Annotated in this window: 10 protein-coding genes; 9 read left to right on the top strand and 1 reads right to left on the bottom strand. The window is 67.5% G+C overall.

Annotated elements, in window-relative coordinates:
• The first annotated feature begins 82 nt into the window (after positions 1-82).
• The gene (locus ABT313_RS38300) at positions 83-1,177 is read left to right on the top strand and encodes a Gfo/Idh/MocA family oxidoreductase (protein ID WP_350864487.1); all 1,095 of its coding nucleotides are present in this window, start codon (positions 83-85) and stop codon (positions 1,175-1,177) included.
• The gene (locus ABT313_RS38295) at positions 1,174-5,016 is read left to right on the top strand and encodes a fibronectin type III domain-containing protein (protein WP_350864484.1); all 3,843 of its coding nucleotides are present in this window, start codon (positions 1,174-1,176) and stop codon (positions 5,014-5,016) included. The genes ABT313_RS38300 and ABT313_RS38295 overlap by 4 nt, the downstream gene beginning before the upstream one ends.
• Before the next feature lie 58 nt (positions 5,017-5,074).
• Here the strand turns inward: ABT313_RS38295 and ABT313_RS38290 are convergent, their stop codons facing one another.
• Entirely contained in the window at positions 5,075-6,712 is a 1,638-nt protein-coding gene (locus ABT313_RS38290; RefSeq protein WP_350864481.1) for a hypothetical protein, read from the bottom strand.
• A 190-nt stretch (positions 6,713-6,902) separates the two neighbouring features.
• On the opposite strand from ABT313_RS38290, the gene ABT313_RS38285 reads away from it, so the two are divergent.
• The 7 genes from ABT313_RS38285 to ABT313_RS38255 all read left to right on the top strand — a co-directional run bounded on the left by ABT313_RS38285 (position 6,903) and on the right by ABT313_RS38255 (position 20,485).
• Positions 6,903-7,856, top strand: a complete 954-nt coding sequence (locus ABT313_RS38285) for an ABC transporter permease (RefSeq protein ID WP_350864478.1) — start codon at positions 6,903-6,905, stop codon at positions 7,854-7,856.
• Between the two features lie 15 nt (positions 7,857-7,871).
• A complete protein-coding gene (locus ABT313_RS38280; protein ID WP_350864475.1) occupies positions 7,872-8,834 on the top strand; it encodes a carbohydrate ABC transporter permease in 963 nt (320 codons plus the stop codon).
• Positions 8,835-8,861: 27 nt separating this feature from the next.
• Complete coding sequence (locus ABT313_RS38275) at positions 8,862-10,439, top strand: extracellular solute-binding protein (RefSeq protein WP_350864473.1); 1,578 nt, start codon at positions 8,862-8,864, stop codon at positions 10,437-10,439.
• Positions 10,440-10,447: 8 nt separating this feature from the next.
• Positions 10,448-11,326 (top strand): NAD-dependent epimerase/dehydratase family protein, encoded by an 879-nt coding sequence (locus tag ABT313_RS38270; RefSeq protein WP_350864470.1) that lies wholly within the window; start codon positions 10,448-10,450, stop codon positions 11,324-11,326.
• On the top strand, positions 11,323-12,495 hold the full coding sequence (locus ABT313_RS38265; protein WP_350864467.1) for a mandelate racemase/muconate lactonizing enzyme family protein: 1,173 nt from the start codon (positions 11,323-11,325) through the stop codon (positions 12,493-12,495). Before ABT313_RS38270 ends, ABT313_RS38265 begins: the two co-directional genes overlap by 4 nt.
• Positions 12,496-12,582: 87 nt before the next feature.
• A complete protein-coding gene (locus ABT313_RS38260) occupies positions 12,583-16,497 on the top strand; it encodes a type 1 glutamine amidotransferase family protein (RefSeq protein WP_350864464.1) in 3,915 nt (1,304 codons plus the stop codon).
• 85 nt (positions 16,498-16,582) lie between these two features.
• A complete protein-coding gene (locus tag ABT313_RS38255) occupies positions 16,583-20,485 on the top strand; it encodes a beta-galactosidase (protein WP_350864461.1) in 3,903 nt (1,300 codons plus the stop codon).
• Positions 20,486-20,488: the final 3 nt, after the last annotated feature.

The following is a 20,488-nucleotide window of genomic DNA, read 5'->3' as shown; positions in this document are numbered from 1 at the left end:
AAGGTATTTCACATGCCACAACGATGAATCCTAGATGCTGTGGCGATCCTGCGTAGATGAGACCTGAGATGAGGAAGGCGTTATGAGCTACCGACCGGTGGACCTCCATCCGCAGGCGAACCTTCGCCTCGCCGTCGTCGGAGTCGGTTGGATGGGGCGCTTCCACGCGACCACCGTCGCCGAGAGGGTGCCCGGCCTCGTCCTGGAGGCCATCGCCGATCCCGACACGGACTCCGCGACGGCCCTGGCCCGTCGGCTCGGCGTCACGAAGGTCACGGCGGACGCCGCCGATGTCTTCGCCGACCCGGCCGTCGACGCGGTGGTCATCGCATCGCCACCGCGGTTCCATCCGATCCAGCTGAGGCAAGCGAGCGCCGCCGGCAAGGCAATTTTCTGTGAGAAGCCGGCCGCGCTGAATCTGTCCGACCTCGACGCCGCGCTCGCCGAGGTCGCCAGTGCGGGGACGCCGCTGCAGATCGGTTTCAACCGTCGCTATTCCGCCGCGTTCTCCCGTGCGCACCACCTGGTCTGCCAGAGCGCGGTCGGGACACCACACCTGCTGCGCTCGCTGACGCGTGACCCGGCTCCGCTCGAGCCCGAGACGATCAAGCGCAGCGCCATCTTCCTCGAGACGCTCATCCACGACTTCGACATCCTCAACTGGTTCAACAGCGGATCGCGCGCTCTCGACGTACATGCGGTCGCGAACGCATTGATCCGGCCTGATTACGCCGCGGCGGGGCTCCTGGACACGGCCGTGGTCACCATTCGGTACGACAACGGTGCGCTCGCCACGGCGGAGGCGAGCCTGCAGACCAACTACGGCTACGACGTGCGGCTGGAGGTCTTCGGTGCCAACGGGATGGTGACGGCCGGCGGTGCGCCGCAGCCCGACACCCGGAGGTACGGCGCCGATGGAGAGACCGCCGGCACCGCACAGCGCAACATCGAACTCTTCCACGACGCCTACGTTGCCGAGCTCACCGACTTCCGCGATCTCGTCAGAGCGTGGCGGGCGGGTCTCGACCCCGCCGACTTCACCGCAGGGCGCCCAGCCATGGCCGGCGGCAACGACGTTCGGCAGGCGTTGGCGATGGCTCAGGCGGCCATCGACTCTCAGGCGTCGGGCACGACCGTCGCGGTCGGGCACGCCACAACCGAAGACGCCCCGCGATGAGCGTCCGGGTTCACCGGGGTCCGGAGGTCATCGAGGTCGTCCTCACCGACGATCTGCGCCATCCGCGCTTCTCATGGCCCGTTTCTCGAGTGGCGATTCCGGTCGAGTTCGGGCGCTGGGATGTGAACGCCGGCCTGGTTGCCTCGTACAACGGAACGCCGGTTCCGGTCCAGCTCTCCGAGGTTCGGGGAGTCGGAACAGAATCGGCCTGCGCGACCGTGCACCTGCTCTCGGACCTGCCCTTCGGCGCGAAGCGAACCTTCCGGCTGGAGCGTGGCCGGGCGACCGGTACGGCGCCCTTGACCGAACTCCGCGTCCATTCCGAGGATGACGAGACCATCCTCGACAACGGACTGCTACGGGTCGGGTTGCCCACGTCTGCCCGACCGTCCGCCGACGCAGAGGTACTGCGAATCGGTGATCCCACAAGGTGGTTGGGTCGTGCGCGGCTCACGTCGGTGGGCACGCCGCGCAGTGTCCACGTACGGCAGGTTGAATACGGCGCGGTCTTCGTCGAGTACGCCATGGATTTCCGTTTCGACGACGACCGCCGCTATCAGTTGACCGTTCGGCTGACGGCACACATGGAGTTCGTCGAGCTCGACGAACGCATCGACGGCTTCGGCCCGGAGGACGACGTCGCGCTGGAGTTCGAGTGGGATGCGATCGGCTGGACCCACCGGTACTGCGCCAACCGGCCGGACGGCCCGATCGAACCGGGTGGCAGCGAGTACGGCGATTTCGCCTGGGAACCGGTCGACAGCAACCTCGGGCCGGACGGCGCCCTGCCCATCGAGCTGGTCCCTTATCACAGTTGGCTCAGCTGGTGGCGGCTGCCGGCCGCGGCATTCTGGGCAGAGCCGCGGGACGTGTCGCTCGGAGTTTTCGTCACCGATCACGAACGCTGGGACGACGGCGAGTGGGCCGTCTGGGGCTCCTCGGTCACTCTCGCCGGCCGGTTCACTTTCGACCGCGGCCGCCTGCGCTGGCGGTTTCCGCTGGCCTCCGGTACGCGTGCCTTCGCCGTCGCCACGTATCCGCACGTTCAGGACATCCGGACCGTGACACGTGCCGGCGTGCCGCTGACCCACATCGACACGCTGTATCGCTGGAACGGCTGGCTGTCGCTGGACAAGGTGAAGGACTGGACGCTGGACCATGTCGAGCCGGCGTGTGGCTACCCCCGATTCTTCGACACCGCGTACCACGAGCTGCCGGCCGGCCGGCGCGAGTTGTTGCGCGACCTGATCGACCGGGACGCATTCACCCTCAACTCGATCCCCGACGGTGGTCCGCGCAGCAACCACGGCCCGACGCCGGTCGACTCTCGCGAGGTCGCCAGGCTGCTGGTCCCACTCTTCGACGAGACTGCCGGTGGCATGCCCGAGGCCGAGCGGCGGGACATCGGCGCGGCCTTGCAGTTCCTCGGCCACGTGTTCGAGGACGAAACGCTGATGCCCGTCCGCAGGATGCTGGCGGGCCACCCGAACTTCCTCACCGACGTACTCGCCGTGGTGGCCGCGCTGCCGTTCCTCTTCCCGAATCACCCTGACGCACATCGGATGGCTGACCACTTCGAGCGAGCCGTCGCGCTGAATCTCAAATACCATCTCCGACCCGATGTGCCGGCCTGGCAGGCTCAGGGCGGCCGCTGGACGGAGAACCTGGCGTGCTACGTCTGGGGTCCGGTCGACCTGCTGGTGCACTTCGGGCATCTGCTGCGCCGGTTCTTCGACGGACGCAATCGGCTGGCCCGGCCGGAGACCTCGGCACTTGGATACTGGCTGCTCAACACGCTCGCAGCGCCGATGCACCGGTACGGAGGCGTGCGGACGTTGCCTCCACAGGGAGCGCACGCGCACGGGCGGGAGCCGTCCCGCTCGCTCCGGGTCCTCGGCCAGGAGTTGGCGAACTACGATCCGTTGCTCGCCGAGTATCTGCTGTGGGCGGCCCCGCCGGGTACGGAGGAGCGCGAGCCGCGCCGGCCGGGCAGTTACGACACGTGGAGTCATCTGCAAGCGGGGGATTGGTTCGACAACGCCGGCACCGACCCGGAGCTCGAATCGACGAAGTTCACCGGGTACGGGTTCGTTCTGCGGGCGGCCGTCGGCACACCCGACGAGGTCACCGTCTATCTGCAGCAGCTTGACGCCGGCCCCAACTACCGCTGGGGCCGCGCCGCCCGCGGCGGTAACGGCGTGGTCTATTACTACGCGGCCGGTCGGCGGTACAGCTCCAACAACGTCGAGGATGTGGGCGACCTCATCCGCGGCGATGTGGAACGGTGCACGAACTTCGGGGTGGTGAAGCCCGGCGGTTATCGCGAGCTGGGACCCTACCGCAGCGTCGGCATGAACGAGCTGACCGAGCCGCTGTACGACCTGGGTTTCGCCCAGTTCGCCCGGGTCCTGGCCGGACGGTCGGCTGCACCCGATTACACCGCGCGGAGCGTACTGCTGTCCGGCGCCGACTACATCGTGCTCTTCGACCAGGTCCGGGACGGGGTGCACGGCCGGTTCTCCTGGTTCGTCGACGAGGACGAGGCGTTCCCGTCGATCGTCCAACTGGTGCCCGGCGCCACGCCTGCACCAGTTCCGCCGGAGCCGAACCCCGAGGGCCGCGACAACGTCGACCACCCTTGGCGGCCGACCACCGGCCGCTACTACGACGGCACCGGCAACTTTCTCACGGTGGTCAGCCACCTCGATCATGTCGAGGCGACCGCCGCGTCGTACGGCTGCGTGGTGCGGGCGCGAGATCGTGAGGATCTGGTGTTCTGCGCCGCCACGCCGCACCAGTACGTGGATGGCCACGGTGTCACGTTCGAGGGCACCGTCGGCATCGTGCGTCGCCATGCGGGCAACCATTACGAGGCCGCCTTGTTCGCGGGAACCCAGCTCGGCGTTCCGGGATTCTCCGCCGGCACCGATGGCACCTTGGCGATCAGCGTCGTTACAGGCGGCGAGCTCAACGGAGCGGTCACCGCGCTGCAGCCGGGCACGGTTGTCCTCCGCGGGCCGGCCGACGCCGCCGGGCTCAGGTTCTATCTCGACGGTCAGCTTCTTGCCGGCGTACCCACCGATGACGGCCTGAAGGTGCTCATCCCGGCCGGCACCCATCGCTGGCAATGGTCTGCGGGCCCTCCAACGCCTGGACGCTGCACAGTGGTGCGGACCGAGAACCGATCGGGCGGATTCACTGCCGTGTGGACACCGGTTGCAGGTGCCACCGGCTATCGAGTCGAGCTCAGCTCAGACGGAGGGCGCTCCTGGCGGAACGTGTCACCTGACGTCCGGGACCCTCGATGCGACGTGTCCGGCCTGGTGAACGGCACGAAGGTGCACGTACGGGTAACAGCCGTCGGCGAACGTACGGACGGGCCGCCGTCGCGGCCGTACCCGGTGTATGTGACGGGTGACGTGCCACCGGCCCCGGACGGTCTGCTCCTGAGCCGGGCCGATGGCGGGATCCTGGCCGGCTGGGGCGAAGTCTTGGGCGCCCACGAGTATCGCCTTGATCGCAGGATCTCCGGCGAGACCGAGTTCACCTGTGTGGCGACCGGTGTGGAGCGGGAGTACCTGGACAAGGAGGCCGCAGGCCCGGCCGAGTACCGGGTCACCGCGGTCAACGGCAACGGAGAGAGTCTGCCGAGCCCTGTCCGGGACACCTCCCCGGGCGGCCTCGTCGATTGGGATCCGCGGCCGGACGAGGTGTTCCGGCGTGCGACGCAGAGCTACGAGATGGGGTACGACGAGGTGGACCCGTGGATCGAACAGGAGATGCCCACCCTGACCTACCCGGACCCGGAGCGGCGGCACTGGACGAGCTGGCGCCGGTGAGCCGGATCAGGCCCGCGGTGCGCGTGGTCCGGGCGCAACGGGCCGAAGGCGAGTGGGCTCAGTCGCCTGCGCCGGCCTTGGCCGGCTTGCGGCGGCGCGGCTTGGTCGCCGACGCCGGTCGGCGGAGGTGTCGATCCAGCCACTCGAGCATCGCGTCGACCTGGCGGCCGTCGAACCGGTGCGCGACGTCGTCGAGGCCAAGGTACGAAAGGTTCTGCGCCGCTCCAGCCCGTTGGTAGGCCGGGGCGATGCCGTCGTGGAAGGCCTCGATGTGACTGGCGGGGGCGACGGTGTCCTGGCCGCCTCCGATGAGCAGCAGCGGGCGCGGTGCCAGTTGATTACCCATCCGTGGGCTCGGGCTGCCCGCGATCAGTCGCCGAGACGATTCCAGATCGGCGAACTGGGCCAGCAGGGTGATGTCGCAGATCGGCATCACGGCGATGCCGGCGGCGATCCGGGGGTCGGCCGCAAGCTTCAGCAGCGTCTGCATGCCACCGCCGGACTGACCTGCCACCGCGATCTGCGCCGGCGACGACACCACGCCCAGCGCGAGCGCGGCGTCGATGAGGTCCGGCGTCTCGGTGGAAACCTGCTCGAGGTAGTCGGGGCCCTGATCCTGGATCCCGGCCCGGAAGAGGTCGCTGGTGTCTTCCCACCCGCGCTTGCGCTCGCCATGGCCAGGTGCGTCCGGCAGCAACACGTCGTGGCCGGCGTTGAGCAGTGCGGAGATGAAGTGCGGGGACACGTAATCTTCCGGCCTCCGTGGCGGCGCGAGATATTCCTTGCGCGCTCCGATGCCCGAGTAGAAGATCACCAGCGACCGCTTCTTCGGCGGGTTCGGCTGGGTGAGCAGCAGCGCCGGGATCGGCGGACCGCTGGTCGGCAGCAGCACCTCCTTCGTGTCCGGCCAGGCCCGCCAGGGCGACGCGGGCCCGGGCGGGCCTGCGTAGAAGGAGATGTCCCGCACCAGCTCGGCGAAGACCTCCGCGAACAGCGGCCCGGTCTGAGCCGCGCCGGCCGTGTCCGGCAGCGGCACGAACATGTCGGCCAGCTTGAGCAGCCGGCCCGCCGAGCGGAAGGCGACGTACACGATCCGGGCCCGCACCGCCTGGGCCGCGGCGATCGGTGCCAGCCACACGTCCTCGTCGCCGGTGGCGGCGAGCAGGATCACCACTGCGCCCGGCGGCAGCGCGGCAGCGCGCTCGGCACAGTACTCCGGCACGACCGTCGCGCTCGCGGCGACATCGAGCCCGGCCAGCCTGGTCGCCAGCAGCTCCCCGGCCGCGGCGAAGACCGGCGAGGTCCAGATCTCCACGCGGGTGCCGCCACGCACCGCCTTGGCGGCCTCGGATGCGGTCGCGTCACTGCGCAGACCGGCCGCCAGCGCGGCGAACCCGTCGGCCGGCGGGGCACCTGGCGTGGTGACATCAGCCGCGAAGTCCGCGGCGACCCCCAGGCGCAGCGCGACGTAGCTGGAGAAGCCGACGCTGCGCGAGAAGCGTGAGACAGTGGGCTGCGCGACGCCACACAACGCAGCGAATTCACTGATGGCCAACGCGATCACCTGAGCCGGTTCGGCCAGCACGCGTTCGGCGACACGGCGTTCGGACGGTGACAGTGAGTCAAGGGACGCCCGGATTCGATCCAGGGCGGCCGCGCGGGTACCTCGGCTCGGGGCATGCTCAAGCAGCGCCATGATCACAGCATATCGCAGTCAGGATTTCTGGATCTAGTATCCCTCGCTCTCCTTATGGATCGAGCGCCTTTCAGGTCGGCGATCACCGGACCTAGACACGTGCAAGTGGTGCTGGTATACCTCTTCCGAGCGATATGTATTTCCTATACGTAGCTCGCGAGTGACGATCGGAGGGGCTATGCGGTCGAGCATGCCGACGGCGACGACCACGGTGCGGCTGCAGCGGTTCGACAACGGCCGGCTGGTGAAGCTCGGCCGGTCCTACTGGCGTCATCGCTACCTCATCGCGATGTTTCTGCCGGGTTTCGCGGTGTTCGCCTTGTTCGCCTACGGCCCGTTGTACGGGATCCTGATCGCGTTCAAGGACTACAGCGTGATCCGGGGGATCGGCGGCTCGCCCTGGGTGGGGATGGCGAACTTCACCGGCTTGTTCTCCGGGCCGGAGTTCCTGCACGCGTTACGCAACACCGCGATCTTCGCCGGCCTGAATATCGTCGTACTGTTCCCGGCGCCCATCGTCTTGGCGCTCATCCTCAGCGAGTGCCGGTGGAAGTGGTTCGTCCGGGTGGTGCAGACCATCTCGTACCTGCCGCACTTCATCTCCTGGGTGGTCCTCGCCGGGATCCTGTTCCAGTTCTTCGGCCAGCTCGGCGCTGTCAACGCCGTCCTGCACGCCTTCGGGCTGCCGAACCAGTCCTGGATGTACCAGCCGGGCAAGTTCTACGTGATCTACGTCTTCTCGGCGATCTGGGCCAGCGTCGGCTGGGGCGCGATTATCTACATCGCCGCACTAGCCGGTGTCGATCCCGAGTTGTACGAGGCCGCCCGGGTCGACGGCGCGTCCCGCCTGCAACGGATCCGGCACGTGTCGCTGCCCGGTATCGCACCCACGGTCTCCATCATGTTCCTGCTGCAGATCGCCCACTTCCTGGCCGTCGGCTTCGATCAGATCTACAACCTGATGACTCCGATCACCCAGGACAGCGCGGACATCCTGGACACCTATGTGCTCCGTCATGTCATGTCGTACGACTTCTCCCAGGGCATGGCGGCCTCACTGTTCCAGTCGGTCCTCGGACTGCTACTGGTCTATGTCGGCAACCGGGTCGTGCGTCGTTTCGAACCCGATCAGAGCCTTTGGTAAGGAGGCCGCACACACATGGCGCTGAACACTGCGACCAAGATCGCCACCGGTCCGCCCCCCGGAGCCGGTTCCGGTGAGCCCGCGCCGGCACGTCGTGGCCGGCGGCACCGGTCGGCCGGGGAGTGGGTCGCCGACGTGTTCGTCGTCGCCATCCTCACGGTGCTGGCGATCGCGACGTTGTACCCGTTCCTGTTCGAACTCACCATCTCGCTGTCCAGCGCCGCCGACACGCAGCAGCCCGGCCTGCACATCCTGCCGTTGCACCCCACCGTCACCGCCTGGCATGCGGTGTTGTCGTCCTCCGGCATCCTGCACGCCTATCTGAACACCATTGTGCGGACGGCCGGGGCCACAGCCATCACGCTCGTCCTGACGGCAATGATGGCGTATCCACTGGCGCAGAAGTCGTTCCCGCACCGCCGGGTGCTGAACTTCCTGCTGCTCTTCTCGCTGCTGTTCTCCGGCGGTTTCATCCCCTTGTTCTTGCTGGTCAAGAATCTCGGGCTGCTCGACACCCGCTGGTCGCTCATCCTTCCGGGGGCGGTCGGAGCGATGAACGTGATCTTGATGCGCAACTTCTTCCAGGCGATCCCGGCCGAACTCATCGACGCCGCCCGGACCGACGGTGCGTCGGAGTTGCGCATCCTGTTCACCATCGTGCTGCCGCTGTCGAAGCCGGTGCTGGCCGTCGTCGGTCTCTGGACCGCGCTGGCCAACTGGAACGCCTGGTTCGACGCGTTGCTCTACATCAACGACCCGGACAAACAGGTGCTGCAGATGTTCATCCGCAACACAGTGGTCACGCAGGCGGATCCGATCCTGGGCGGGACCAATCCGGCCTTCCTGAATTCGCCACCGACGGCGGTTTCCCTCAGTGCGGCCGCGGTCATGATCGCGACCTTGCCCATCATTGCCCTGTACCCATTTCTGCAGAAGTACTTCGCCCGCGGAATCCTGCTCGGCTCCGTCAAGGGTTGAGTCCCTCAGTCCACGAAGAGGCATCTCATGAACAGTCAAATCCCCGTCCAGATCGGTCGTCGCGGATTCCTGCGCGCCGGTGCCGGCGTTGCCGGCGCGGCTCTGCTGGCCACGGCGGGATGCTCCAGCACGTCGGGCGACTCCGGCAACTCGGCCGGCAACGCGGCGCTCGACTACTACTACCAGCCCTGCATGCTCGGCCAGAACGCGTTCGCGATGGACCTGATGCAGAAGACCTTCGACATCAAGTTCGCAAATGTCTATGCGCTCTCGATGGCCGACTACGCGACCAAGTTCCAGGCGAACCTTGCCCAGGGCAAGATTCCGGACGCGATGGCGATCAACGGACCGGACATGCTGCAGAAGTTCGCGCAGCAGGGCGCCTTCGCCGAGATCTCCGTCGACGACATCCGCCAGCACATGCCGAAGTACGCAGCCGGCATCGACCAGCACGTACCGGCGGCCTGGGCCACCTGCCTGTACGAGGGCAAGAACTACGGCTTCCCCGGCATCGGTGGACCCAACTCGGCACTGAGCCCGTTCACCGAGTGGCGGACCGACCTTCTCGAGAAAGCCGGCGTCAGCGCCGTTCCGGACACCCTCGACGAGTACGAGAGCGCGTTCGCCGCGCTGAAGAAGATCGGCGTGTACGGAATGAGTACGAACGGTCAGAGCTACGCCTCGGCGTTCATGACCATCTTCGGCGCCCACGGTGTGCTGCCGATGCAGTGGCAGCTCTTCGACGGCAAGGTGGCCAACGCGGCCGTTCGTCCGGAGACGAAGCAGGCCTTGGAACTGCTGGCGTCGTGGTACAAGATGGGCTACATCGACCCTGAGTGCATGGGACCTGACCCGTCGCCCAAGTTCGTCGCCGGCAAGGTCTGCATGTGGGACTACGGCGGCCCGGCCGACATCGACCCCGCGAACCAGTCCGGCCGGCTGTACGCGATCCGGCAGACGAACCCGAAGGGCAAGATCGCCTTCAGCCTGCCGCCGCTCGGCCCCGGCGGCCGCGGCTCCTGGACCTACGGCACGGCGGGCTGGCCGGTCACCTTCGGCCCGCAGGCCGCCAAGGACAAGGGGAAACTCCGCGAGGTGCTGAAGATCTGGGACACCGTCTGGAGCGACGACGCGCTGGCCACGAAGCTTGCCATCGGCACCGAGGGCACCATGTACAAGCTGCCCGATCCGGCCAAGGGGCTCGCCGGCGGGTTCGAGTGGATCGGAAAGTACGTCGATCCGGTGGCGCGTCAGGCCGATGGCTTCAACGGCTACGGCAGCCCGTTCATCGGCACCACCAACTGGGACATCGCGAGCCAGTTGGCGCAGCCGAAGGCATCGGACCGGGCTCTCGTGCAGACCTACGGCAAGTACGGACACGCAGACGTCTTCCAGAACCCGATGACGGTGCCGGGCTCCGGTGAGTACATCGCCGCGCTGCAGAGCCTGAAGGTCAAGGCGTTCAGCCAGATCATCACCGGAGCGGCTCCACTGTCGTCCTTCGACGGCTTCGTCAGCCAGTGGAACGCCCAGGGTGGCTCGAAGCTGGAGAAGGCCGCCAACGACCTCTACGAGCAGACCGACGGCGGGAAGCCGCACAAGTGACCTCGACAATGCAACGACACTCAGAAACCCCGCGGCGCCTGCTGGTGACCGGTGCCGCGGGCAAGCTCGGGACCGTCGTCACCGCCCGCTTCCTCCAGGCGGGTGCCGAGGTGGTTGCCGTCGACCGCGTCGCGCCTGCCGCCGGCGTCGCCCCGGGAGTGACGCCGGTCCTCGCCGACCTGACCGATGCGGCCGCGGTCCGCGCGGCGATCGCCGGCTGTGACGCGGTGATCCACGTTGCCAAGTACGGCGGCCCCTCGGACACGGACCAGTTCGCGGTGAACACCTCCGCGACGTACAACGTCCTCGCTGCCGCGGCGGCCGAGGGAGTGGAGCACGCGGTCATCGGATCGAGCGTGTGCGCGTACGGTACGACGTTCGCCAAGCGCCCCTTCTCGCCCGTCTACGCACCGGTCGACGAGGACCATCCACTCACCCCGCAGGACTCCTACAGCTTGTCCAAAGTGGTGGACGAGGCAACGGCCCGGGCTTTCGTGGACGGCTACGGCATGAACGTCGTCGCCCTGCGCTTCCACTGGCTCGCCGAGCTGGAGGAGGTCCGCGCCTCGGCGGCCCGGCTGGCGGCCTTGGGGGAGCCGGTCATGTCGCGTGATCTGTGGTGCTACACCGAGATCAACGATGCCGCGCGGGCCTGCGAGCTCGGGCTGGGTGTGTCGGACGGCTTCCACGCCCTGAACATCTGCTCCACCGACAGCCTGTCGGAGGTCCCGACGGAGCAACTGCTGGCGCGCTTCCATCCGGAGACCGAAATTCGGCGACCGATCGAGGGCACGGCCAGTGCGTGGTCGATGGATCGGGCCCGGGAGGTCCTGAACTTCGTTCCGGAGAACTCGTGGCGGAGCCGGCCGGTGGGGGTGGACCGGTGAAGATCACGGACGTCAAGACCGCGCTGCTCGACGAGACCTTGCTCGTGCGGCTGACCACGGACGAAGGACTCAGTGGGTACGGCACTGTCGAGCGCACCCGCGAGTTCGTCCGGCCGCTGTTCGCGCAGTTGGCCCAGTACCTGATCGGGGAGAACCCGACGGAGGTCGAGCGGACGATGCTGAAAATCCGCCGGCTCGGTGCCTTCAAGCCGTGGGGAAAGGCGGTCAGTGCGGTCGAGGTGGCGCTGTGGGATCTGGCCGGCAAGGCCGCCGGACTCCCGGTCCACCGGCTGCTCGGCGGGAAGGTCCGCGATCGGGTCCGCGTCTACAACGGCGGTGTCGTGTACCCCGGTGACACCCTGGCCGAGTCGGTCGCCAACCTGAAGGCGGGGCCGGAGGGCTTCACCATGATCAAAGGCGGCTCGGCCTTTCACGGCGGGATGGCGAAGGTCCCGGGTTTCACGTATTCCGAACCCCGGGACGGATTCGCGTACGCGACCCGTGGACCGCTGTCCGAGTGGGCGCTGAAGGACTCCGTCGACAAAGTGGCGGAGCTCAAGGAGCTCCTCGGCGACGACATCGGCCTCGCGCTGGACTGCGGTCCGGGCTGGACACTGCCCGATGCCATCAAATTCGCCCGCGCGGTCGAGCCGTTCAACCTGCTCTGGCTCGAGGACCTCCTCACCGGCGACTACACGCCGTACGTCAACCCGCGCCAGTACCGCGAGCTCACGGTCTCCACCACCACGCCCATCCACACCGGCGAACAGATCTACCTGCGGCAGAACTTCGTGGAGTTGCTCTCCACCAACGCCGTCCGGGTGATCGGCCCGGACCCGCTCGACGTCGGCGGCCTCGCCGAACTCAAGTGGGTCGCCGAGCTGGCGGATCTGCACGGCGTACTGATCGCGCCGCACGGCACGCTGGACGGGCTGGTCGGTCTCGCCGCGCTGGTCCAGGTCTGCGCCACACTGCCGGACAACTACCTCGCCTTCGAGTATCCCGTCGGCCGCCCGAGCTGGTGGTACGACATCGTCACCGGGCTGCCCGATCCGATCGTGAAGGACGGCTTCGTCACTGTCTGGGACACGCCAGGGCTCGGCATCGACTTCAACGTCGACGAAGCCCGGCGTTACCTGACCGAACAGGACAAGGACTTCTTCGACTGATCCTGCCACCACGGGCCGACGTCGTCACCGGCGTTCGGCGATCCGACACTGCCCGCGCACACCACCGTGCCGGAGAGGAGCTTGATGATGGAACTGTCACGCCGAGGCTTCTTGACCGTGGCGACCGGAGCCGCGGTCGCCGTGGCCGGCTCATCGTTCTCGCCGGGTCGCGCCCAGGCGGTTGCCGGGCAGGACACCGTGACTCCGGTCAGTCTGCCCGCGAAGGGACTGCGCGGTTTCGGGTCCGTGTCCGGCGAGCTGACGGGGATCGGTGCGCACGGCTCACTGTTGCGGATCCAATGTCAGAACCCGAGTCTGGCCAAGCTGACCCACGCGAAGTACCTGTCCGACCTGACCCGATTGCCGGGCGTGGCGCCGGCGACGCTGTCCGTCAACGGCCTGTCGGTGCCGGTAAACGAGACTCCGGCCGGGGTGGTCGCGGCGTTCATCGACGACGACGCGGTGTCGGTGCTGGCCTTCGACAGCCCGGCGGCGTTCAGCGCGGCCGCCGGGACGGCAGTGCCGGCTGGGACCACAGCGGCAGACTTCGTGCCCCAGGCAACGGTCCCGTCGTACCTGGACCGCTTCGACCGGAACGGCTTCCTGCTGTACTTCGTGCCGTTCGCCCTGCCACCGGGCTGGAACCGGACCCAGCCGTACGACTACTCGATCGACTTCGACTTCGTCGAGCAGAACGGTCTGGGGATCGCTCTGTGGGACAACGAGCAGCAGCTCAACTTCGGTGAAGGCCTGGCCCGGGTGCCGGACTGGAAGTGGGCGCTGGAGGAGTGCGACGCCCGCGGCATCCCGGTCCACCTGAACACCCAGTTCGCCGACGGCATGTGGCTGGCGAATCGATACCGGGATCAGACGATGCAGAAGATGCCGCAGTACTCCGGGTTCCACGGGACGTCGGCGAACTATACGTACGCGGTGGGCGAGACGTCGTACAGCGCGACCACGGGGATGGATGCCGAACTGGGCGTGTTGCAGGAGACGGTCCGCGAGTTCGCGCCGGCGGACAACGTCGTGGGCTGGCTGGAGCCGCACGGCGAGCTCAGTGGCGGAGCGGGTTCGGTTCTCCTGGTGGAGTACGGCCCGGTGGCGGATGCGTCGTTCCGTACCTTCCTGCAAGGTCGTTACACCACCACCGCGGCGCTGGGGCAGGCCTGGTACGGGAACACGGGCGCAGTCGCGGCCTGGACCGATGTCCACGTCCCGGAGGTTGCATCGTTCCTGGGCTGGGATGCGCAGGCGGTCGATGTGGCCGGTGCTTGGCGGGTGTTGTATCCGGGCTCCGCCACTCCGCCGTCCGGCTGGGACCAACCCGGGTTCGACGACAGCTCGTGGGGCAGCTTGGTGATGCCCGGCAGCGATCGGGTGGAGTTCACGGCGCGGCAGAGCATGCTCGCACGTCGTACGGTCGTGGTGAGCGCGTCGTGGCTGGCCGCCCACCCTCGGGTGTGGTTGTACCTGTTCGACCTCAACAATCAGGTGACGGTCCCTGCAACCGTCAACGGACAGGTGACCGCGGGTATCCCTGGCGCAGCGATCATGGGCGGCCAGCACTGGGGCGCGGTGGAAGTGACCGACCTGCTCCAGGCCGGGTCCAACCTGATCGCGGTGACGCTGCCGAACGGCTTCATCGGATACCGGGCCTACCTGTCCGGAGCTCAGCCGGTGCAGTACCCGGCACTGGGTCCGCAGCGCAATGCTCAGTGGGTCGATTTCCAGGACTGGAGCCGTTGGACCCGGCAGCAGGCCGTGCGGCGTGGCATGGAGATGATCAGGCAGGAGGACGCCGATCGGCCCGTGAACCTGATGTCTCCGGACACGTACGCCGACCTGCTCAAACAGGTCGCCGCGCAGTACGGCGGGAACTTCCACAACACCGGTTACATGGCGGGGTTCTGGGCCGAGCTGCACACATTGCTGGCGCGGAGTGCGGGTCGGCCGTCCACGGCCGAGCCCGGCAACGGTGCGCCGAACGCCGATCAGTTCAAGGCGTTCTGGGGCCGATGGCTCACCGAGGGCCTGAACGGGGTGCACTACTTCGCGTCCCAGCAGGACATCATGTCGAAGTCCGATGTCCTGCAGGTGTTCCAGAACAACCGGACGCTGTACCAGAGCATCGGGAAGTACCACGTGCCCGAGGCCGAGGTCGCCGTACTGAACGGCTTCCGCGTCAACGGCAACGGCACCTGGCCGTGGACGCCGGACGCCGATGTCTGGGTTCCCGGCGGGTACTGGAAGACCAACGCGGCCGCCTACCTGATGGCGCGGTGCCCGCGGGATGCTGTCACGGAACTGGACTTCGCCGACGGCACGGCCGACAAGTATCGGGTCATCGTCGATTCGAACACCCCGTTCATGGACGACGCCCTCGTCGACCAGATCGAGGCCTGGGTGCGCGCTGGGGGCACCTTCGTCACCTTTGTCCAGACCGGCCGGCACACCACCACCGACATGAACGCGTGGCCGATCAGCCGGCTCACCGGGTACGACGTACTCAGCATCGATCCGTACAACCAGGACGGGTCGTATCAGCCGCTGATCTCACACGCCGTCTCGGCAGCGCCCGGCCAAACGGTGCTCAGCGACACTGCCTGGCTGGCGAACCAACGCGGCGGGGGCCTGTCGCTCGGCAAGGTCGCCGCGGATGCCCAGGACGTGCTGCTGTGGGACAACGGCACGGTGGCCGCCGGGATGCGGCCGCTCGGCAACGGTCGGATCATCCAGCTCGGTTGGCATGTGAGCGGCGCGAACGCGACCACCCTGCTCGGCCAGATCATGGACTACCTCGACGTGGCCCCGGTGCCTGCTAGGGCGGCGAGTGTGGTGTTTCGGCACTACGTCTCGAACACCGGCCTGCACGACATCTGGGTGCTGTACAACGACTCGCCCAACTCGGTCACCACTGATCTGGTGTTCACCACGGCGACCCCGCCGACGGTGCTGAGCGAGCTCACCACGACCGCGACGACCGCCGTGACGGTGCAGAACGGGGTCTCTGGGGTGTACGGCATCACTTTGCCCGCGTGGGAGACGCGGCTGTTCCTCAGCCCGCGGACCGACGTACCGCAATCGCCGCTGGAATGGCTGACCCTGCAGCGGAACTGGTGGGCCGGTACCACCGCACCGGATCCCGCTCCGCTGCCCACGAAGACGCAACTGCAGCGCAACACTGTGGACGTCACCGACGACTGGGCGTTCCTGCCGGTGGACAACTCCTCGCCGGCCCAGATCGCGGCCCTGGTGCTACCTGGGGTGGACGACTCCGCCTGGGAGCGCAGGGATCTCGGCGTCTGGTCCATGCCCGAACATCCGGACGTGCACCACGCCGTACTGCGCAAGACGTTCACCGTGCCGTCCGGCTGGTCGACCGGCGAGATCCAGCTCTGGCTGTTGGTGGACAAGGAGGGCCAGACCTTCCACGACACCGGGCGGATCTATCTGGACGGTGTGCTGATCCGGGACTTCAACGCCGGCGGCCTGGCTGGACTGGCGGCCACGACGCTGCTTGCTCCGGGCAACCACCTGATCGCGTTCGAGGTCGAGGGCAACGGTGTCGCGACCGGCGTCACCGCCAACGCGTGGGCCTACCACATCCCGGAGCCCGGCGCGCGGCAGGACCTGGCCGGCACCTGGTCTGTCATCGGCGCTGATGCCGTCCACGACGCCGGCCAGGTCACGCTGCCCGGATCGTTCACCGGGTTCCTGGCTGCCCGCGACGTGGTGATCGACGCGGCCCACAGCGGGTCCGCCGTTGTGCTGTACGTACGGCGCACGGGCGCGTGCCTCAACGGAATCATGATCAACGGGACGTTCATCGGCGACATCTATCCGGCGACCAAGGTGGGCGAGACCCTCGTGGTCAACATCACCCCCAAGGTCGCCTTCGGGCAGACCAACCGGATCGAGCTGCTCAGCTCGGGTCCCACCGGCGCGGCCCCCATCGCCACCGTCGAAATCCGCTACTACGACCCAGCCGTCTATCCGTGAATCTCACCGTCCTGGGAAGGAACTGATGATGGAGTTGTCTCGTCGGAGTTTGTTGATCGGGGCGGCCGGGGTAGCCGCTGCCGGTATGAGTTCATCGCTGGCGCCCGGCCAGGCGGTGGCGGTCGCCGGCACGGCGCCCGGCGGACCGGGCCCCGTGCATCTGCCGGCGAAAGCGCTCCGGGGATTCGGGGAGTTGTCGGCCGACTCGGTCCAGCTGGGCGGTGGCGTCTCGCTGCTGCGGATGCAGTGTGCCGACGCGGATGCCGCCCAACTGGTGCACGCCAAGTACCTGTCGGATCTCGTTCTCCTGCCGGGCGTGACTCAGACCATGATCACTGTCGGCGGGTTGCGTATCCCGGCGTACGAGACCCCGGCCGGTACGGTCGCTGCGGTCACCGCGGGCGACTCGGTGGTGGTGATCGCGGCGAATGGGCGGGACGCCTTCCGGGCGCAGGCGGCTCGAGGCATCCCGAAGGGTTCGCGGGCCTCGGACTTCGCCGCCACGGCGACGGTTCCGATGTACCTGGACCGCTACGACAAGTACGGCCTCCTGCTGTACTTCCTGCCGCTCGCTCAGCCCATCGGCTGGGACAAGAGCAAGCCGTACGACTACCGCCTCGACTTCGACTTCATCGAGCAGAGCGGAGCCGGCGCGGTCCTGTGGGACCAGGAGCTGATGCTCAACACGGCCGAGGGCATGGCCCGGGTTCAGGACTGGGCCTGGGCAATGGAGGAGTTCACCAAGCGAGGGGTTCCCGTCCACATCAATCCTCAGCTGTTCGAGGGCCTGTGGATGACGAACCGGTACCGCGAGCAGATGAACGCCAAGATGCCGCAGTACTCCGGCTGGATCGGAGCAGCCGCGAACTACACCTACGCGGTCGGTCAGACGTCGTACAGCGCGACCACAGCGTTGGACGCCGAGCTCGGCCTGCTGCAGGAGACCGTCCGCACGTACGCGCCGTCGGACAATGTGGTCGGTTGGCTCGAGCCGCACGGGGAGTTGGGCGGCGGCCCGGGTTCGGTGCTGCTGGTCGACTACGGCCCCGTCGCCGACGCGACCTTCCGTACCTTCCTGAAGGACCGCTACCCGACGTTGTCCGCGCTGGGAGAGGCCTGGTACGCCGATCCGGGCAGGGTCACGTCGTGGGACGACGTGCACGTGCCGGAGGTGGCGAGCTTCCTGGGCTGGGGGCCGGACGCGCTGGACATCGCGGGGTCGTGGCGGGTGTCGTACCCGGGTGCCGCCGCGCCCCCGGACGGCTGGGACCAGCCGGCATTCGACGACAGCGCCTGGGGCACCCTGGTGATGCCCGGCAGCGACCGGGTGGAGTTCACCGCGCGGGCGAACATGCTCGCGCGCCGCACTGTCGAGGTGAGCGCTGACTGGCTGGCCGAGCACCCGAGGGTCTGGCTCTACCTCTTCGACCTGAACAACAACGTCACCAACGCACCCCTGGCCGTGTCGGTGAATGGTCAGCACACTCCCGGGGTCCCGGCGACGATCCTCCAGCATTTCGGGGGAGTCGAGGTGACCGGCCTGCTCACCGCCGGGTCGAACCTGATCACGGTGACGCTGCCGAACGGGTTCCTCGGCTACCGGTGCTACCTGACTGGAGAGGAGCCGGTCCAGTACCCGAGTCTGGGTCCGCTGCGTAACGCGCAGTGGGTCGATTTCCAGGACTGGAGCCGGTGGACCCGGCAGCAGGCCGTACGCCGCGGCGTCGAGATGATCCGGCAGGAGGATCCGGATCGACCGGTGATCCTGATGTCGCCGGATCCCTATGCGGATCTGCTGAAGCAGGTCGCGGCGGAGTACGGAGCGAACTTCCACAACACCGGGTACATGGCCGGATTCTGGGCGGAGTTCCACACCCTACTGGCCCGGAGTGCGGGGCGGCCGTCCACCGCGGAGCCCGGCAACGGTGCGCCGAACGCCGATCAGTTCAAGGCGTTCTGGGGGCGGTGGCTCACCGAGGGCCTGAATGGGGTGCACTACTTCCAGAATCAGCAGGAGATCATGTCCCGGCCCGACGTACTGGAGACCTTCCAGGCCAACAAGGCCATGTACGAGGCCATCGGCAAATACCATGTGCCGACGGCCGAGGTCGCCGTTCTTTACGACCTGCGCTTCGTCGGGCACGGTGGCTTTCCGTGGAATCCGGAACCCAATACCTGGCTTCCCGGCGGCTATTTCGCGAGCAACAGCGGCTTCGCGCTGCTCCCGGTCTGTCCGCGCGACGGAATCAGCTACCTCGATTTCGGCGACGGCACGGTGGACAAGTACCGGGTCGTGGTCGACGCCAACTCACCGTTCATGGATGAGGAGCTGATCGATCAGATCGAGGCCTGGGTTCGCAGAGGCGGCACCTTTGTCACCTACATGCAGACCGGTCGGCACACCAGCACCGATGTGGATGCGTGGCCGATCAACCGGCTGACCGGATATCAGGTCGAGGGTATGGACACGTATACGGTCCACCCGCCGGCCTTCGGTCAGCAGTCCTTCTCCGCGGATGCGAAGCACCCACTGCGGTCGGCCCCTGGCCAGCAGGTGTTCACCGATATGAACTGGCTCGCAGGTGCACAAGGCAGTGGACTGAGGCTGAGCCGGATCGCTCCGGACGCCCAGGATCTGCTGCTGTGGGAGGACGGCTCAGTCGCGGCCGGGATGCGCCGCCTGGGCGAGGGACTGGTCGTCCACCTCGGCTGCCACTTCGAAGAGATCATGGATCGCAACCCAGCCCCGGACACCACCACGTTCCTCGGACAGGTGATGGACTACCTGAAGGTGACCAGAGTCCCCGCCCGGGCGGAGAACGCGATTTTCCGGCACTACATCTCGAACGCGGGCCTGCACGATTTCTGGGTCCTGTACAACGACACGGCCGACCCGGTCACCACGGATCTCGTGTTCACCACGTCGGCCGCACCGACCGTGTTGAGTGAGCTGAACTCGTCCGCGACCACCGTGGTGACCAAGAGGTCCGGCGCGCCCGGGGCGTACGGCATCACTCTCGGCGCGCACGAGACCAGGATGTTCGTCAGTCCGCGCGCGGACGTCGCCAGCTCGCCGCTGGAGTGGCTCACGGTGCAACGCAACTGGTGGGCCGGGACGAGCAAGCCGGCGCCGAAGGTGTTGCCGACCAAGGCGGACCTGCAGCGGAACACGGTCGACTTCACCAACGACTGGGCGTTCCTGCCGGTGGACGACTCGACGCCCGAGCAGATCGCCGCCTTGCTGCAGCCGGGCGCGGACGACTCCGGGTGGGAGCGGCGCGACCTCGGCATCTTCACCCTCCCGGACCACCCGGACGTGCGCCACGCTGTGATGCGCAAGCGGTTCACCATCCCAGCAGGCTGGACCACTGGCGAGATCCAGCTCTGGTTGTGGATGGACCGCGAGAACAGCATCTTCCACGACACCGGCCGGATCTACCTGGACGGAACCATGCTCAGCAATTTCAGCGCCGCCGGCCTCGCCGGGTTGCCGGCGAGCACCCTGTTGCCTCCGGGGGAGCACGTCCTCGCACTGGAGATCAAGGGCACGAGCGTGGGCACCGGTGTGACGGCCAGTGCCTGGGCGTATCACATCCCGGAGCCGGACTCCCGCCAGGACCTGGGTGGCACCTGGGTGGTCAGCGGGCCGGACAGCATCCACGACGGCGGCGAGGCCACCTTGCCCGGTACCTTCAGCGGCTCGTACGCCGCCCGTGACGTGGTGATCGACGCCGCCCACGAGGGATCCCAGGTGGTGATCTACGTTCACCGCACCGGGGCATGCATCAACGGGATCCTGATCAACGGGACCTTCATCGGTGACCTGTATCCGGCCACCAAGGTGGGCGACGTCTTGCTGGTGAACATCACCAGCAAGATCGATTACGGCGGGACGAATCGGATCGAGCTGTTCTCGGCGAACCCCAACGGGCCGGCAACTGTCCCCGTGATCGAGATCCGCTACTACGACGCCGCCGTCTACCCGTAACCG

The sequence above is a fragment of the Kribbella sp. NPDC000426 genome (assembly GCF_040300265.1).
Classification (GTDB): Bacteria; Actinomycetota; Actinomycetes; order Propionibacteriales; family Kribbellaceae; genus Kribbella.
This window is presented reverse-complemented; position numbering and strand designations above follow the sequence as displayed.

Excerpts from the sequence above, each read along its gene's own strand:
- ABT313_RS38300 (WP_350864487.1), top strand. The coding sequence starts at position 83 with ATGAGCTACCGACCGGTGGACCTCCATCCGCAGGCGAACCTTCGCCTC.
- ABT313_RS38295 (WP_350864484.1), top strand. The coding sequence starts at position 1,174 with ATGAGCGTCCGGGTTCACCGGGGTCCGGAGGTCATCGAGGTCGTCCTC.
- ABT313_RS38290 (WP_350864481.1), bottom strand. The coding sequence starts at position 6,712 with ATGGCGCTGCTTGAGCATGCCCCGAGCCGAGGTACCCGCGCGGCCGCC.
- ABT313_RS38285 (WP_350864478.1), top strand. The coding sequence starts at position 6,903 with ATGCCGACGGCGACGACCACGGTGCGGCTGCAGCGGTTCGACAACGGC.
- ABT313_RS38280 (WP_350864475.1), top strand. The coding sequence starts at position 7,872 with ATGGCGCTGAACACTGCGACCAAGATCGCCACCGGTCCGCCCCCCGGA.
- ABT313_RS38275 (WP_350864473.1), top strand. The coding sequence starts at position 8,862 with ATGAACAGTCAAATCCCCGTCCAGATCGGTCGTCGCGGATTCCTGCGC.
- ABT313_RS38270 (WP_350864470.1), top strand. The coding sequence starts at position 10,448 with ATGCAACGACACTCAGAAACCCCGCGGCGCCTGCTGGTGACCGGTGCC.
- ABT313_RS38260 (WP_350864464.1), top strand. The coding sequence starts at position 12,583 with ATGGAACTGTCACGCCGAGGCTTCTTGACCGTGGCGACCGGAGCCGCG.
- ABT313_RS38255 (WP_350864461.1), top strand. The coding sequence starts at position 16,583 with ATGAGTTCATCGCTGGCGCCCGGCCAGGCGGTGGCGGTCGCCGGCACG.